The sequence below is a fragment of the Clostridium porci genome, from assembly GCF_009696375.1.
GTDB classification, from domain to species: Bacteria; Bacillota; Clostridia; order Lachnospirales; family Lachnospiraceae; genus Enterocloster; species Enterocloster porci.
The window spans coordinates 199,111-212,572 of record NZ_VUMD01000005.1 but is presented as its reverse complement, the minus strand read 5'-3'; the positions used below and the strand labels follow the sequence as shown (position 1 = coordinate 212,572).

The 13,462-nt window shown below is 46.9% G+C and carries 14 protein-coding genes and 1 tRNA gene; 7 read left to right on the top strand and 8 right to left on the bottom strand.

Going from position 1 to position 13,462, the window contains the following annotated elements; translation table 11 throughout:
• The first annotated feature begins 151 nt into the window (after nt 1-151).
• Nucleotides 152-787, top strand: a complete 636-nt coding sequence (locus tag FYJ39_RS07545) for a hypothetical protein (RefSeq protein ID WP_154471844.1) — start codon at nt 152-154, stop codon at nt 785-787.
• Between the two features lie 388 nt (nt 788-1,175).
• Here FYJ39_RS07545 and FYJ39_RS07540 read toward each other — a convergent pair whose 3' ends face one another.
• The 3 genes from FYJ39_RS07540 to FYJ39_RS07530 form a co-directional block, all read right to left on the bottom strand.
• Nucleotides 1,176-2,009, bottom strand: coding sequence for an MORN repeat-containing protein (locus FYJ39_RS07540; protein ID WP_154471843.1), 834 nt, complete (start codon nt 2,007-2,009; stop codon nt 1,176-1,178).
• 62 nt (nt 2,010-2,071) lie between these two features.
• Entirely contained in the window at nt 2,072-3,472 is a 1,401-nt protein-coding gene (pdxR, locus tag FYJ39_RS07535; protein WP_154471842.1) for a MocR-like pyridoxine biosynthesis transcription factor PdxR, read from the bottom strand.
• 316 nt (nt 3,473-3,788) lie between these two features.
• Nucleotides 3,789-5,483, bottom strand: coding sequence for a glutamine--tRNA ligase/YqeY domain fusion protein (locus FYJ39_RS07530; RefSeq protein WP_154471841.1), 1,695 nt, complete (start codon nt 5,481-5,483; stop codon nt 3,789-3,791).
• Nucleotides 5,484-5,688: 205 nt separating this feature from the next.
• On the opposite strand from FYJ39_RS07530, the gene FYJ39_RS07525 reads away from it, so the two are divergent.
• Together FYJ39_RS07525 and FYJ39_RS07520 are read left to right on the top strand one after the other, a co-directional pair.
• Complete coding sequence (locus FYJ39_RS07525) at nt 5,689-6,390, top strand: AzlC family ABC transporter permease (RefSeq protein WP_154471840.1); 702 nt, start codon at nt 5,689-5,691, stop codon at nt 6,388-6,390.
• Between the two features lie 3 nt (nt 6,391-6,393).
• Nucleotides 6,394-6,723: a branched-chain amino acid transporter permease gene (locus FYJ39_RS07520; RefSeq protein ID WP_154471839.1), complete on the top strand. Its 330-nt coding sequence runs from the start codon at nt 6,394-6,396 to the stop codon at nt 6,721-6,723.
• Between the two features lie 77 nt (nt 6,724-6,800).
• Here the strand turns inward: FYJ39_RS07520 and FYJ39_RS07515 are convergent, their stop codons facing one another.
• A complete protein-coding gene (locus FYJ39_RS07515) occupies nt 6,801-6,953 on the bottom strand; it encodes a hypothetical protein (RefSeq protein ID WP_154471838.1) in 153 nt (50 codons plus the stop codon).
• 95 nt (nt 6,954-7,048) lie between these two features.
• Between FYJ39_RS07515 and FYJ39_RS07510 the strand changes: the two genes are divergently transcribed.
• The 4 genes from FYJ39_RS07510 (at nt 7,049) to FYJ39_RS21380 (ending at nt 9,006) form a co-directional block, all read left to right on the top strand.
• A complete protein-coding gene (locus FYJ39_RS07510; protein WP_154471837.1) occupies nt 7,049-7,258 on the top strand; it encodes a helix-turn-helix domain-containing protein in 210 nt (69 codons plus the stop codon).
• A 117-nt stretch (nt 7,259-7,375) separates the two neighbouring features.
• Nucleotides 7,376-7,448 (top strand) — tRNA-Thr (locus FYJ39_RS07505).
• Between the two features lie 626 nt (nt 7,449-8,074).
• Complete coding sequence (locus FYJ39_RS07500) at nt 8,075-8,764, top strand: Rha family transcriptional regulator (RefSeq protein ID WP_154471836.1); 690 nt, start codon at nt 8,075-8,077, stop codon at nt 8,762-8,764.
• Nucleotides 8,765-8,790: 26 nt separating this feature from the next.
• Nucleotides 8,791-9,006 (top strand): DUF6774 domain-containing protein, encoded by a 216-nt coding sequence (locus tag FYJ39_RS21380; RefSeq protein WP_154471835.1) that lies wholly within the window; start codon nt 8,791-8,793, stop codon nt 9,004-9,006.
• A 408-nt stretch (nt 9,007-9,414) separates the two neighbouring features.
• Here the strand turns inward: FYJ39_RS21380 and FYJ39_RS07490 are convergent, their stop codons facing one another.
• The 4 genes from FYJ39_RS07490 to FYJ39_RS07475 all read right to left on the bottom strand — a co-directional run bounded on the left by FYJ39_RS07490 (nt 9,415) and on the right by FYJ39_RS07475 (nt 13,456).
• Nucleotides 9,415-10,635, bottom strand: coding sequence for a sensor histidine kinase (locus tag FYJ39_RS07490; protein WP_154471834.1), 1,221 nt, complete (start codon nt 10,633-10,635; stop codon nt 9,415-9,417).
• A complete protein-coding gene (locus FYJ39_RS07485) occupies nt 10,623-11,366 on the bottom strand; it encodes a response regulator transcription factor (RefSeq protein WP_287847950.1) in 744 nt (247 codons plus the stop codon). Before FYJ39_RS07485 ends, FYJ39_RS07490 begins: the two co-directional genes overlap by 13 nt.
• 106 nt (nt 11,367-11,472) lie before the next feature.
• Nucleotides 11,473-12,540: an ABC transporter permease gene (locus tag FYJ39_RS07480; protein WP_235919767.1), complete on the bottom strand. Its 1,068-nt coding sequence runs from the start codon at nt 12,538-12,540 to the stop codon at nt 11,473-11,475.
• Complete coding sequence (locus tag FYJ39_RS07475) at nt 12,443-13,456, bottom strand: ABC transporter ATP-binding protein (RefSeq protein ID WP_154471832.1); 1,014 nt, start codon at nt 13,454-13,456, stop codon at nt 12,443-12,445. Before FYJ39_RS07475 ends, FYJ39_RS07480 begins: the two co-directional genes overlap by 98 nt.
• Nucleotides 13,457-13,462: the final 6 nt, after the last annotated feature.

Below are 13,462 nucleotides of genomic sequence, written 5' to 3'. Positions count from 1 at the left end.
ATAGTTGAGTGCTAGCTTATTTTAATTTTATAATTTTTTTACAATTTGCTGTTTCTTTTTTTTACCATTCGTATTACAATAGTAGCAATAAGGCATACTGTTGGTAACAGGTATTGTGCCTGAAGAACTGTAAAGGAAAGGGGTTTTTAACATGGCTAAGAAGCATTGGGGCAGATTGGCAGTATTTGCTGCTGTAACAGGCGCCGTGGCCGCCGGCATTTCTTATGTACTTCAGTACAAGACATATCATAACGAGCTTGAAAAGGATTTCCGGGAGTTTGAAGATGGAGAGGACGATTCCGAGACTCCCCAGGATCACACCATCGATCCCCGTTCCTCAAACCGCAATTATATTGCCCTGTCTTCCAGCAAGGATGAATTTAAAGTAGCTGCCAAGGACATTGCTCACGCCACGAAGCATGTTTTAAAGGATGCCGGCAGCATCCTGACCGATACGGCTCATGAAGCAGTATCCGCTGCTGTGGATACCGCCCACATGGCCCTCCATAGTATGAAAGCGAAAAAAGCAGACTTCATGGAAGGCCGGGCCAGAGACGAGGAAAAAGATGAGGATATCTTCGAGGACGAGGGCTTTCTGGACGACGATTATGTGGACGAGGATGAGCTCTATGATTACAGCCCCATCAACACGTCCCATGATTCCCGGTTCCAAGAGGACTACGATGAACATGAGCCGGATAACCCCTCGGAAACGACCGGACATACGCCTAAAAAGGCGGATTCCGAAGCCTTAACAGCCGTTATCGAAGAAGATACCTTAGAATAGAAACGCAGCCTTTCTGCTGGCGAAATCAGAATCCTCAGGGCTGCCAAAGTATCAGAGCCAGAAATCTAATGCGCCATACGTCTACAAAAAGCCTGAGAAACTGGAGCAGGCAAAGGCTTTTCTCTGAATATCCGGGATAACTAAACTATGATTGACAGAACTGTTACAAACTAAAAATGCAATAGCAAATTAAATAAAAGTCAACTTCCCAAATAAAAAATACGGTTCCAGGCATCTATTTTAGCTGCTGAAACCGTGTTTTTTATGCAGCATTTCCAAAAAGTGCTATTTCGCAACAGCCCTTTTCTATATTTCTGTCTCCTCAAGCTCAAAAAAGTCCGGTGATCCATCATTCATCTACTTTAAAGCTAGGCCTTACACATCCGTTTTATTCTTCCCACTGCAATATATTTGCCCACATGGGCTGCCATGCCTGATCTTCCCCTAATACATAGGCATGGCTGTCATTATCTGTAGCCATAAGCTGATACCCCCTCCGATCCTCCAAATACGTCCAACGATCATCCAAAACCACCCCCCCATCCTTGACGGTTATATTCCAAACAGTAGCTTCCTTTTTATCATTTGTGGTTCTGTAAGTAATCTGCCCCTCCATAAGATTCCCGGAAAACTGTCCTTTCCTGCACACAGCCCTGGCCTCCTCCATAGGACCTCCCTGGTAATAGCAATATCCTGTGCTTCCTTCTCCCTCCATCACTCCATTCTGCCACAGGCCATCGGCATAATCATACCTGGGAGCCTCCAGATCCACCACCTGGAGGGCCAGGCACAGTCCATGAGGCCTTCCTCCCTGAAAGGAGCCATAGAATACAGTTCCGGCCTTAGTAAGCACCATCCCCTCTCCGTCGATCTCCTCCTTCAAGTTCTGGCCGTCAAAGAGGTAGCGCCGGCCATCCATTTTTTCGTAGAACAGTTCCACAAAAAGTTCCTCCTCCCTGTTCATTACTATGGCAGCCTCCTTTAGCTTTCTATTCTCCAAAGCAGAGAATAGCTCCCTTAATACAGCCGCCTCCTTCTCATTTAAAACAGGCAGTTTACTCTGCTGTATCAAATCCCTTTCCTCAGCCTGAGCCTTTGCCTGAAGATCCGCGGCTTTTTCTTTTGCTGTAGCCGCCCGCTCATGCGCTCCCCACCAGCTGCTAAGCGCCAGTACCAGAGCAAAGACTGCCGCTGCTGTCCAATCGATCCTTTTATCCTTCATGCCCCTTCTCTCCTTCCTTGTTTTATTTCCATTGTCAGGCCCGCAGTAGCTTCTTTTAGCATTTACCGCCAGGCTTCATTTAAGAGCCTGGCTCCCTGTTCAATACCTTTTTCATTCAGATTGGCATAGCCCAGCATCACAGTGGAGGGAAATATATGTTGGCTGGGATGGATAAATGCATCAGATATACCATACACTTTCACCCCGGCCCTTGCCGCCTGCTCCACCAAAAGCACCTCCTTGGCCCCCTTTTTGTGAGTCAGGAGCACATGAAGCCCGGCATACTCCCCTCTTATATCAAATCGATCCTCCAAAGCCCTAAGCCCAGTCAGAAGCACGTCATGCTTGCTCTTATAAATACCTCTCATCCGGTTCAGATGACGTTCATAAAAGCCCTGGTTTATAAACTGGCAAAGAATATTCTGATCGATTCTGGATACAGTGGAGGCGTAAAACCCGGCCTTTTCCCTGTAAATTCCCAAAAGCTGCTCCGGGAGCACCATAAACCCCACACGGATGGCCGGCGCAATGGACTTAGAAAAGGTTCCCATGTAAATCACTCGTCCACCCTGATCCATACCCTGAAGGGCTGGAATGGGCTTGCCTTTATAGCGGAATTCACTATCGTAATCATCTTCAATCAGATACCGGCGGGGCTGCCTGTAGGCCCAGGACAAAAGCTCCTGACGCCGCTTCACCGGCATCACAATCCCTGTAGGATACTGATGGGAAGGCATTACATAAGCCACATCTGCCTGGATACCTGAAAGCTGCTTCACATCCATGCCGTATCCATCCATTTCCACAGGGAGAATTTGGTGTCCTCCCCCCCTCAGTACCAGATAAGCCTGCTTGTAGGTAGGATTTTCCATGGCAAGCTTCGTATCATTTCCTAGAATCTGAGACAAGAGCATCAGCAAATACTCGCTTCCTGCTCCGATGATAATCTGCTCCGGGCTACAGTTCACTCCTCTGGCAGAATGAAGATAATCTCCAATGGCCCGCCGCAGCCCCTCCTCTCCCTGGGGATGACCTCCTGCAAACATTTCCTTATTGTCATTTACCAGAGTATTTCGGCTCAGCTTCCTCCAGGTATTAAAGGGAAAACGTTCCAGGTCAATGCCTCTGGGTGAAAAATCCACTTTATAGTCCCTGTCCACTTCCTGCCGCTCCTTTGCCGCAGTCTCCGGAAGCACCCGGCGCAGCTTTATCAGCGCCGCAGTCTCGCACACATAGTAGCCCTTACAGGGAAGGGCCTCAATATAGCCTTCCGACTGAAGCTGGTCGTAAGCCATCTGCGTCGTGCTGCGGCTCACCTTTAGATTCTGAGCCAACACTCGGGTAGAAGGCAGCCTGCTTCCGGCTGCCAGCCCTCCCTCCTGTACCTCCTCTTTTATATGCTGGTAGATCTGCTCATAAAGAGGACTGGGAGACTGGCTGTCAAGAGGTACTAAAAGTTCCATAAGTCATCCTTTCCACCTGTAACTGGCATTGTTTTATTGTGTGTAAATATCAGTTTTAATCATACCAATTTACTCCGGCACTGTCAACTGCCTGCTTTATGGAAAAAGCATAGAACGACAAAAAAGCGCCTGACTCAAAAACCGGTCTTTAGGAAAATACTGCACATAAAAAACACGGTTCCACATTGCCATTGAAGCCACTGGGTACCGTGTTTTCCCTTCTGAAAAGCCTAATTTTATTCAAGCTGCTATCGCATTTCTTTAATGGAAGAAGGATCGCCCTGCACAATGTTCAATCCGCTCTCTCTTTTCCAGACTATTTAAGCAGCCGGAAGGAGCTCTTAAGAGACACAATCCTGTTAAAGACCGGCTTCTCAGGAGTGCTGTCCTTGCAGTCAACACAGAAGAATCCGTTTCGTACAAACTGATAGCTGTCATAGGCATGTCCCTCTGCCAATGCCGGCTCCACATAGCAATCCTTGAGGATTGTCAGAGAATTGGGATTCAAATTCAGGCTGCCATCCTCCTTCAGCTTCCCCTTCTCCTCGTCCACAATATTTTCGTACAGCCGGCACTCCACCTTTTTTGCAGTCGGAACAGACACCCAATGGATGGTTCCCTTTACCTTACGTCCATCAAAGCCGGAACCGCTTTTCGTTTCCGGGTCATAAACACCGTGCACCACAGTCACATTGCCGCCGGCATCCTTCTCACAGCCAGTACAGGTTACAAAATAGGCTCCCATGAGACGTACTTCATTGCCAGGGAACATACGGAAATATTTCCTGGGAGGCTCCTCCATAAAATCCCCTCTCTCAATGTAAAGCTCTCTTCCAAAAGGCACCTTTCTTTCTCCCAGCTCTGGATTTTCCAGATTATTCGGCACATCAAGAAGCTCTGTCTTGCCCTCGGGATAATTATCAATCACCAGCTTAACCGGCTCCAGAACAGCCATCATGCGGGACTTCTTAAGCTTTAAGTCCTCCCGGATGCAGTATTCCAGCATAGCGTAGTCCACTGAACTGTTGGCCTTTGACACCCCCACCAGCTCTACGAACATCCGTATGGATTCAGGAGTATAGCCCCGCCTTCTTAGGGCTGCAATGGATACCAGGCGAGGATCATCCCAGCCGTCCACAATACCGTCCTCCACCAGCTTCTTAATATAGCGCTTGCCAGTGATGACATTGGTCAGGTAAAGCTTTGCAAACTCAATTTGACGGGGCGGATTCTGAAACTCGCACTCCTGAACCACCCAGTCATACAGAGGCCTGTGATCCTCAAACTCCAGGGTACAAATAGAATGAGTAATATGTTCAATGGCATCCTCAATAGGATGGGCAAAATCATACATAGGATAAATACACCATTTGTCGCCTGTATTGTGATGGGACATGCGGGCAACCCGGTAGATTACCGGATCTCTCATATTGATATTGGGGGAAGCCATATCGATCTTGGCTCTGAGCACCTTCTCGCCGTCCTGATACTTGCCTTCCTTCATTTCCTCAAAAAGCTTTAAATTCTCCTCAACCGTTCGATTCCGGTAGGGACTTACCCTCCCAGGAGTGGTAAAGTCTCCTCTGTATTCCCGAATCTCCTCTGCCGATAAATCACAGACGAAGGCTTTTCCCTTTTTTATCAGGAATATAGCGCACTCATACATTTTCTCAAAATAATTGGAAGCAAAAAAAAGCCTGTCCTCATAATCTGCCCCAAGCCATTTTACATCTTCTATTATAGACTCTACAAATTCAGTCCTTTCTTTAGTAGGGTTTGTATCGTCAAAGCGCAGGTTGAACTTGCCGCCATACTTCTGTGCAAGTCCATAGTTCAGCAAAATGGACTTGGCATGTCCAATGTGCAAATAACCGTTTGGCTCAGGTGGAAAACGGGTCTGGACATGCTTGTACACGCCTTCTGCCAGATCCCTGTCAATCTCCTGTTCAATAAAGTTCCGGGAGACTGACTCCTTTTCCTCAGTTTCCATTACGGTATCCTTCTCTGCCATAATTGTTCCTCCGTGATTGTTACTTTTCTGACTTATAAGTAATATAGCACATATCTTTCATCTGCGAAAGGGGAAACGGGAATAATTTTCTCCCGTAGAATTGCCAAATCTAGAATTTGGGGTAAAAGTTTGCTATACTTATACGAACTAGGCACAAAGCCCTGCGCAAATTACCGCAGCACCGCAGCGAAAAGGAGGCTTAAAAATGAAAAAAGCGGCTGAATATGCATTTATCAAAACCATTCCCATTTTACTGGGATATCTATTCCTGGGAGTTGCCTTTGGGCTTCTTTTGCAGAAGTCCGGACTGGGAGCCCTCTGGGCATTTCTCATCAGTTCTCTTGTCTATGCCGGTTCCATGCAGTTTGCGCTGGTGGGAATACTGACCGGAGGGCTGAGCTTTGTAACGACTGGGGTGATGACTTTATTCATTAACAGCAGGCATGCGTTTTACGGCCTAACCTTTATCAGGCGATTCAAGGAAATGAAGCTATTTTATCCCTATATGGTAGCTTCCCTTACAGATGAAACCTTCTCCCTGCTATGCTCTATGGCGAAACCCAAGGAGTTTTCAGAAAAAGAATGGAAGCTTACAACCTTTTTTGTAGCCTTCTTTGATCAATGCTATTGGGTCATAGGTTCTGTGCTGGGAGCGCTGATAGGCCAGCTGATCCCATTCAGCGCCGAGGGCATTGATTTTGCCATGACAGCTCTGTTTATAGTTATCTGTACAGACCAGTGGAAAGCTTCCAAAACTCATATTCCAGCTGTAATAGGATTTGTATGCGCCATTGTATTTCTGGCCCTTATCCGTTCCTCTGGCTTTATTCTGCCTGCTCTGGCAGCCACAACCGCTGTCCTTTTATTTTTGCGCAGTCCCATCGAAGCATATATGGAGGAGAGCTAACCCATGGAACAGAATACATATAGACTAATCACAATTTTAATCTGCGTGCTTTGCACCCAGGTTACCCGATGGCTTCCCTTTCTCTTATTTGGAAGAAAAAAGGAGGTTCCCAGACTCATCCGGTATCTTGGCTCTGTCCTGCCCACCGCTATTATGGCTGTTCTGGTCGTCTACTGTCTGAAGGGAATCACACTTTTTGCTTATCCTCACGGCCTACCTGAGCTGCTATCTGTAGCTATTGTGGCAGGCCTCCATCTTTGGAGGGGCAATATCCTGTTCAGCATTGCTTTTGGAACTTTATTTTATATGCTTTTGGTACAGGCCGTTTTCTGATCAGGTATAAAGCCGGCATTACCAGGCAGCTCATTTTCCCTTTCATGTAAATAAAAAACGCCGCCCTGCAAGGCATTTTAATCTTCCTCTTCGATTCTTCGGACAATCTTCTCCAGTTCATCGGGCGGCGGCGGCTGAACCACCTCATCTCTTACCGTTTTCTGTGCTAACTCATATTCTTTTAGTAACCTGATTTGACTAAATATGTCTTGTAAATATTTTTTTTTCATCTGTACCACCTTCTTATTTAGGTTCTAAAAATAGAACCTTTGGTTACACTAATTCTACCCCTATAATGTAATCATTACAAGCAGAAGGTGAAAAAATGTTCAATTATAATAAGCTATGGGAAACCATGGAAAAGAAGGGCATTACAAAGTACCGGTTGACTGTGGATCACAATATCAGCAAATCCCTGCTTCACCGGATGAGGAAGAACGAAAGCGTCAGCATGAATACGCTTGATAACCTCTGTAATATTCTGGATTGTGAAATTGAAGATGTCGTTACACACTATAAGGACAGTAGAGACTAATCCCTATCCTACCTGTTTCGGAAAAGAGATCCATAAAACTTTCGTAAATAATGATTGACAAACCCATATGCCTGTGATAATATATACAAGGTTCGCGCAAGTGGACACAACAGATAGGCTGCTGTGGCTCAGTCGGTAGAGCGTCGCATTGGTAGTGCGGAGGTCACGGGTCCGATTCCCGTCAGCAGCTGGATTTTAAAAACCTTGTAGATACGCATAACCGCAGCGTGTTTGCAAGGTTTTTTGCTTACCCCGCAAAGTGATTATCGGGCTTTGCAGGCATCCATGCAATCACATCCCTGATCCATGCATAGGCTTATCCTGCCATTCACAGATCCTGTTTGATTGGCATATGCTATTATAACGATAACTCTTACACCCAGAAGGCCCCTTTGCCGCTTCGGATGTTTTACCCAGCCCCCTGAAAGCAGTCAGCTAAGCAACTTCGAGGGCACTTCTTCCAAACGGCCGGCCCTTTGCAGGTGCGCTATCCGGCAAACTCCTGCTGGTACTGTACGGCACCTTCACCCCAAGCGTCCCACCCCAAACCACCTTAAATCACCTTCTGTCAGGGGCTCACACCTAACGCTTCGACCGTTTAACTTTCATTTTATTTATATCTCACAGTGCTATAATATAAAGAATTAACGTAAAAGAAACAGCGCGATTAACCAAGCTGCCTGTTCAGTTGATAACACGATTTACAGATAATGACGCAATCATAAATTGCAGCAGTATAAAAGTAAACATCTAAGCAAGCGTGTCATCCATAAGGCTATTTCTTTTGCGGTTAATCGTGCGGGAAAGGATTGCATTATGAGAGAACTAAAAACAGTCAGTCAAGTTCTGGATAGCCGTGAAGTAGCTAACATAGTAGAAAAACCGCACAGTGCATTATTGGAGGATATCCGAAGATACATCCAGCAGTTCAAAGAGAGCAATCTTTCACCTGACGGCTTTTTTCTGGAAAGCTCCTACCAAGACAGCAGAGGAGCAGCCTGTCCATGTTATCAAATCACTAAGAAAGGCTGTGAATTTATAGCTCATAAGCTCAACGGAATAAAGGGCTCTATTTTTACCTTCAGGTATATTGACTATTGCCACCAGGTACAGGATTGTCTTTTATACCAAAATCAAGAGCCTGCTTTGCCATGGTTCATTCGCCGGTTCCAAGGCAGCTATATTCTTTTGGAGCGTGATTTTATCGCGATAACAGGCGTTAATATTAAGAAACACAAATTATTTTACCATAGAGATTATTTTAAAAGAGGTTTCGATTATAACGGCTGGGGCTGGAAATGTGACAATGAAGCCTTCAGAAAACGCTATGGCTTTGATTATGGCTCTGACCCCTGCATGATATATTTCTATCCCAGAGGAGTCAGGGCAGCCCTTGCAATTCTGACTAAAGGAAACAAGACAATAATGACTTCCGGCGCGTATCATCTGCTTATGGACGGTCTTAACAGGATTCCGCCACAGGAAGAATTGTCACGATACGATTAAATTATTACCGTTTGGTAAGCTTCTGCATGAAACAATCCAAATTATTATTATGTGAGGTAAACCCTATGCAATCCTGTGAATTAGCCATTTCCATATCTACACTGGCATGCTGTATCGCTGACGGAAAAAGTTCTGAGGAAATTGCTCTTGTAAGCTCCATCTTTATGCAATTAGGCGATACTTTGGCTACAATTTCCGCCCATCAAGCTCTTTGCGCATCTAAGGATACTGAAAGCAAATGATTCAGTATCCTCCTAATTATAGTACAGCCATAGAGTGAATCTGTTGGGGGTGCCATTCATCTTATTATACTGCTTTACCCCCTTCTCAACGGTTTCTTTAATATTCCATGGTTTATAAGCGATAATTTACATCTTTGTTTCTCTGAAATCCGCGCAATCGCATAAAAATATCTTACATACTTTGTATTCTGAAACGAGAGCATAGCAGCCTGCTGAAATAAAGACCGCAAATAGAATGATCAGCGTAATAAACTCGTTTAATGCCCTTATGGTTTTCCTTCTTATATATAAAATGGCCAAGGCTATGATAATCCCCGCCCTTTTGTCAAAATATTTTTTGATTTATGAAAAAGCCACTGAAGCTATTACGAAAATTTTAAACATGCAGTCCAGGCCCAAAACAAGACTCTAGGTTAGGATTTTCATAATTACCCAAAAGCAATTCATCCCGTCCCGGTACTCCACTCCAATCCTAGCCTTGTGGCTGCGGGCGGCTTCAGCGGCAATGGCCAATCCCAGTCCGTAGCCGCTGCTGCGGCTTCTGGCGCTGTCATCCCGATAGAACCGGCGGAAGATCATACGGCGTTTATCCTCAGGAATGGGCTCTCCCTGGCTGTTTATCCACAATCTGGCTCTGCGCCGTCCTATCAGCTCCAGCTTTACCTCTGTTCTGCCTCTGGGCACAGAATATTTCACTGCATTGTCAATCAGTGCCTTCAGCATCTGTCCCATCTGATCGGGGTTTCCCATTATTTCCACACCCTCCTCGATCCTGTATTCCAGCCCCTTTTCTTCCTGATAAAAAACCGGTTCAAAGATCAGGAGCCTCTCCATAACCAGATCGCTGAAGCTGAAACGCCTGAAATCCTTCTTTTTTGAGATACCAGCATCGTTCTTCGCCAGCAGAAGAAGACTTTCCACCAGAGTACGCATCTCTCTGCACTCCTGGTTCACATGCTCCAGCCATTTATCTGCCTCCGAGGATATACCGGCGTACTGCTCCTGCAGCAGCTCTGCATTGGCTGTGATGATGGTAAGAGGTGTTTTCAGCTCATGAGAGGCATCTGCTACAAACTGCTTCTGCATGCGTATGGACTCCTCCACCGGCTTTACAGCCCACCCGGAGAAAACATAGGACAGGGCAAAGAAGCCCAGCCAGATAACTGCGCAGGCCAAACCGCCGCAGGTTATTACCCCGCTGCTAAGAGCATCCTCATAAGAGGTGTCGGCAAAGGCAATTATATGCCCTCCAGGCTGTGTGATCCGCAGATACCGCAAATGATAGCCGTCCAGAATTCCCATAGCCTCTTCCCTGGCCATACCCAGAGCAGCCATTCGCTCCAGAAACTCTTGTCCCAGATAGGAGGCGTACTCCACCTCCTTAGCCGTAACCATTCCGTCCTTACCTACTATAATAGAAAAATAGGGAAGCTGCGACGGAGTCAGCGTTCCAAATATCATCGGACGTTCCTTCCCGGCAGCTACCTGAGACAGAGCAAGACTGCTCTGTCTGCTGATTTTGTGCTTTACCACAAATGTTACGACACAAAAGGTAAGAGCAATGACTGCCGTCACCACCAGCATGTTGTACAGTATAAATTTAAGTCTAAGCCTGCTTATTTCCCGCATCCCCGCTCACCTCCTCCATTCCCTTCCACCATGCGGTATCCCAGCTTGCGTATGGTGAGAATCGATACATCCACTTTGAGAAACTCCAGTTTTTTTCTCAGAAAGGAAATGTAAATTTCCACATTATTCTCCACTGCCTCCCCATCATTTCCCCAGACCTTTGACAAAAGAGTTTCCTTAGATACCACCATATCCCGGTTAATCATAAGAATCCGCATAATATCATATTCCTTCTTCCCAAGCTGGATGCTCTTTTCCGGCCCTCTAAGGGTATAATCCCCTTGATTCAGGGACAGATTTCCAAACTCCAGACAGTCAGGAAGAATCGCTCCTCTGCGCCTGATAATGGTCTTCATCACTGCCAGCAGCTCCTGCATGTCAAATGGCTTTGTAAGATAATAGTCAGCACCGCTCTCCAGCCCCAAAACACGATCCTCGATCTCGCTCTTTGCCGTCAGAATCACTACCGGAACGGAACAACCCTTTCTTCGTACTGCCTTCAAAAGGGTGATCCCATCCATTCCCGGCAGCATCAAATCCAGAACCGCTGCATCGTAGCTGCCCTCTGCCAGCAGGCAGCAGCCGGTATCTCCATCCCCGCAGATATCGCAATCATACCGGTGCTTCAATATATCACGAATGGATTCTGCCAGCCGTCTGTTGTCTTCCACGATCAAAACCCGCATGTTCCCCTTCTCCCCTCTGTCATTGCCTGCAAACAAATAATCCACCTGTATTCTCTCTCAATTCCCCAGGAAACGCAAGAGAAGTCAGGTGGATTTAACACTTAATTCACAAAAGGATTCACTCCCCCTTACGGCTGCATTGTCTCTCCCTTTATTTGCTCCGTATCTCTCGTCTCATAAAGCTGATATAAGAAACCGCAAACACCACAGCCGTCAGAGCCAAAAGCCCTGTAAGGTGGGGCCAGACCAGCAGCAAGCTCTGCCCCAGAGACAGATATCCGTTTACAGCCCCGGAAAGCTGTTGGGGCAATACGATATTCGTGGAACGCACAGAGGGATTCATGATGGTTGACACTGCCTCGCTGTACAGATAATAAGGCGAGAGCCTGTTTAAGCTCAGCTGGCAGTTATAATTGTCCATGAGCTCCTTGGCTGTAGACATCCGGCCCACAGGGCAGACCGTATTTGCCACAATACTGACAACCAGCGTCATAAACAGAGAAAAGAAAATCCACAAAGCAATTCCAAGCATAGCTGAGGTGGCTGCATGGCGGCACAGAACAGAAAACAAAATGGAAAGCGCCAGCCAGAAGCATATATACACAGAGGTAAAGAGCAAAAATACAAAGATCCGTCCTACCTCCTGGCTCTCTGGGGGTATCCCCGCCGCCAAAAGTCCTGCGGCCCCGGCCATAAGACCCATAGCAAATACCATAATGAAGATGATAGAAGCGCCTGCAAGGAATTTGCCGTTGATGACCGTATCTCTGTAAATAGGCTGGGCTACCAGCCGGTTAAGGGTTCCTTCTAAACGTTCACTGTTAATTGCGTCAAACCCCAGTGTAAGGCCCACAAAGGGTCCAAGCAGGGCAATAAAGGTGGTAAAGGAAGGGATAGAACTGCCTCCCAGAGTAAAAAGCTTCAGGAACACATAGCCCGGATCGGAAGCCACTGAGTCTGAAAGGCTGGATAAGGCCCCATAAATACTGGCGCAGCTTGTCAAAAGGATAAGCCCCAGCACAATCAAAAACCGCTTGCTGTGAATCTGATCTGACATTTCCTTCCGGTATAACGCCTCCAAGCCTCCCATTCCCTGCCAAGTGCAGCTTCCTGCCTGTTCCTTATCCCCTTTTGAAGGAAAGAAAGCCTTTATTTTTTCTATCTGTAAGGCTGCCATCTCCCTGCTCCCCTTTCTCAAAATATCTGCGGTAGATTTCATCCAGATCATTTTCCTTCTGCCTTAAGTGACAGAGTGTATATCCCCTGTCCAGGGCCTTCCGATTCAGCTCCCTGCACAGATCTGAACGAGAATATACCACATAATGCTCACCCTTGCGCTCCACCCTGTCTACATTTCCAAGGCTTCTTAACAGGGCTTCAAAGCCGCCATCATCAGGCGCCGCCCCGGCCTCCAGCACATAATGCCCTTCCTGGCGAAGCTGAGCTGCCAGCTCCTCGATCCTTCCGCAGGCCATAAGCCTTCCTTCCACGAACAGTCCTACACGATCGCATACCTGCTGAATCTGGTATAGCTGATGGGAGGAAATAAGGATGGTTCTTTTATCCTTCTCTGCCAGGCTGCGAATCAGAACCATCAGCTCTCTCATCCCTTCCGGATCGATTCCCAGCGTCGGCTCATCCATAATCACCACCTTGGGTTCCTTCATCAGCACATCAGCAACCCCCAATCTCTGCCGCATTCCTCTGGAGTAAGTGCCTGTCTTTTGATCTCCTGCACCTGACAATCCTACCTTTTCCAGAAGCGCTTCTATCCGGGACTCGATTATATCGCCGGGAAGGCCATTGAGCTGTCCTGTAAAGCGCAGATTCTCCCTTCCTGTCATATCAGAGTAGAAGCCCACGTTATCCGGCAGATAACCTACTATCCGCTTTACCTCTATGGCATTTCTCGTACAGTCTTTCCCGTTGATCCAAGCCTTGCCGCTGTCCGGCTCCGTCAAGCCCAAAAGCATCAGGGTGGTGGTCGTTTTCCCGGCTCCATTGGGGCCCAGAAGGCCAAAGACCTCGCCGCAGCCTATGGATAAAGTCAAATCGGAAACCGCCCGTTTTTTGCCGTAGCTTTTTGTCAGATTTTCTATCTTTATTATCACATCATCATCCATTTTCTGCTCCATGGCAAT

What these genes read in the sequence shown, in the direction of transcription:
- FYJ39_RS07475 (WP_154471832.1), bottom strand. Translation starts at nt 13,456, where the DNA reads ATGGAGCAGAAAATGGATGATGATGTGATAATAAAGATAGAAAATCTG.
- pdxR (WP_154471842.1), bottom strand. Translation starts at nt 3,472, where the DNA reads ATGGAACTTTTAGTACCTCTTGACAGCCAGTCTCCCAGTCCTCTTTAT.
- FYJ39_RS21380 (WP_154471835.1), top strand. Translation starts at nt 8,791, where the DNA reads ATGAAACAATCCAAATTATTATTATGTGAGGTAAACCCTATGCAATCC.
- FYJ39_RS07480 (WP_235919767.1), bottom strand. Translation starts at nt 12,540, where the DNA reads ATGAAATCTACCGCAGATATTTTGAGAAAGGGGAGCAGGGAGATGGCA.
- FYJ39_RS07515 (WP_154471838.1), bottom strand. Translation starts at nt 6,953, where the DNA reads ATGAAAAAAAAATATTTACAAGACATATTTAGTCAAATCAGGTTACTA.
- FYJ39_RS07490 (WP_154471834.1), bottom strand. Translation starts at nt 10,635, where the DNA reads ATGCGGGAAATAAGCAGGCTTAGACTTAAATTTATACTGTACAACATG.
- FYJ39_RS07525 (WP_154471840.1), top strand. Translation starts at nt 5,689, where the DNA reads ATGAAAAAAGCGGCTGAATATGCATTTATCAAAACCATTCCCATTTTA.
- FYJ39_RS07530 (WP_154471841.1), bottom strand. Translation starts at nt 5,483, where the DNA reads ATGGCAGAGAAGGATACCGTAATGGAAACTGAGGAAAAGGAGTCAGTC.
- FYJ39_RS07520 (WP_154471839.1), top strand. Translation starts at nt 6,394, where the DNA reads ATGGAACAGAATACATATAGACTAATCACAATTTTAATCTGCGTGCTT.
- FYJ39_RS07510 (WP_154471837.1), top strand. Translation starts at nt 7,049, where the DNA reads ATGTTCAATTATAATAAGCTATGGGAAACCATGGAAAAGAAGGGCATT.
- FYJ39_RS07540 (WP_154471843.1), bottom strand. Translation starts at nt 2,009, where the DNA reads ATGAAGGATAAAAGGATCGATTGGACAGCAGCGGCAGTCTTTGCTCTG.
- FYJ39_RS07545 (WP_154471844.1), top strand. Translation starts at nt 152, where the DNA reads ATGGCTAAGAAGCATTGGGGCAGATTGGCAGTATTTGCTGCTGTAACA.
- FYJ39_RS07500 (WP_154471836.1), top strand. Translation starts at nt 8,075, where the DNA reads ATGAGAGAACTAAAAACAGTCAGTCAAGTTCTGGATAGCCGTGAAGTA.